We start from the raw sequence: 1,226 nt of genomic DNA, 5'->3' as shown, positions 1-1,226 counted from the left end.
AATGCAAATCCTATTTGTTGCATAGGAATCACATTTTTTGTGAAGTTTTTCATATTATTACTATGCGCAAAAAAGGAAGTTCAAATTCGAACTTCCTTTTCTTTATCGGCAAATATCAAATTTTTTTTGATACAGCCCCTTTCTTTATCGGCAAATATCAAATTTTTTTGATACAGCCCCTTTTTTTCAAGCTTTAATTAAGTTTCTTTTTTAGAAATAAAATAAATAATAGTAAATCCAATTATTAATGCTAATATTGAATATATAATATTAGTATTTGCTACTTCACTAGGATATATAGCTATTATTGATCCTACAACAAACCCTAATATCATCATATAAGTTTTTCCTGGATACTTTTTTATTAACTTTTCAATAATCTTTGTAGTTAGTATAACTCCTATTAATACTCCTATTCCAACAGGAATTAGAAATTTAATATTGAATGTATTAATAGCATCTAAAGTTACATCATATAATCCTAAAATTAATAATATAAAAGACCCACTTATTCCTGGTAATATAAGTGCTACCGCAATTATTATACCTGCTAAAACTAATAATCCTATATTAAATATCCCTGTACCTTCTATAGCTATACTAGCTACCTCATTACCACCTGATAAAAATAACGCTAAAATAAATCCAACAATTAAAAATATATAATTTAAATTACTTCTCTCTATAGATACCGCTTTTCTATATAATGTTGGTATTCCTCCAAGGATTACTCCAATAAAGAAAAATGCCATTAAAGTTGGAAATGTATTTAAAGCTTTATCAATTATCCTACTAAAAATTAAAACTCCTGCAATTCCACCTAAAGCTAATTCAAATATTAACTTACTATGTTTTTTCCAATCCTCAAAAAATGAACCAACAGCATGAATTAAATCATCATATACATTTAATATTATAGCCATGGTTCCACCACTTACTCCTGGAACCATAGTTGCAACACTTATAGCCATCCCTTTAAAAAAATTAACAATCCACCTCATATTATCCTCCCTCCAATATTTAACGATCTGTTAAGTTATATGAACATTGCTCTTCTCAACCCAAGGAAATACAATAGGTTTGCAAGACTAAATAATACCCCCTTCGAAAAGGAGAGAAGAACAATGAGCAAAACTAATATAAAATGCCCACGCTGTAATTCTGATAAACTATACAAGTTTGGTATGAATAAGCAGGCTAAACAAAAGTATCAATGTAAGCAGTGT

Annotated in this window: 2 protein-coding genes; one reads left to right on the top strand and one right to left on the bottom strand. The window is 28.3% G+C overall.

Annotated elements, in window-relative coordinates:
* Positions 1–197: 197 nt before the first annotated feature.
* Positions 198–1,001, bottom strand: a complete 804-nt coding sequence (locus H8S10_RS17860; RefSeq protein WP_186839745.1) for a DUF368 domain-containing protein — start codon at positions 999–1,001, stop codon at positions 198–200.
* Positions 1,002–1,124: 123 nt separating this feature from the next.
* Between H8S10_RS17860 and H8S10_RS17855 the strand changes: the two genes are divergently transcribed.
* Positions 1,125–1,226, top strand: a 102-nt coding sequence (locus H8S10_RS17855) for an IS1 family transposase (protein WP_347707662.1), incomplete at its 3' end; no start/stop codon positions are given.

The organism is Clostridium sp. NSJ-49 (assembly GCF_014287725.1).
GTDB classification, from domain to species: domain Bacteria; phylum Bacillota; class Clostridia; order Clostridiales; family Clostridiaceae; genus Clostridium; species Clostridium disporicum_B.
This window is presented reverse-complemented; position numbering and strand designations above follow the sequence as displayed.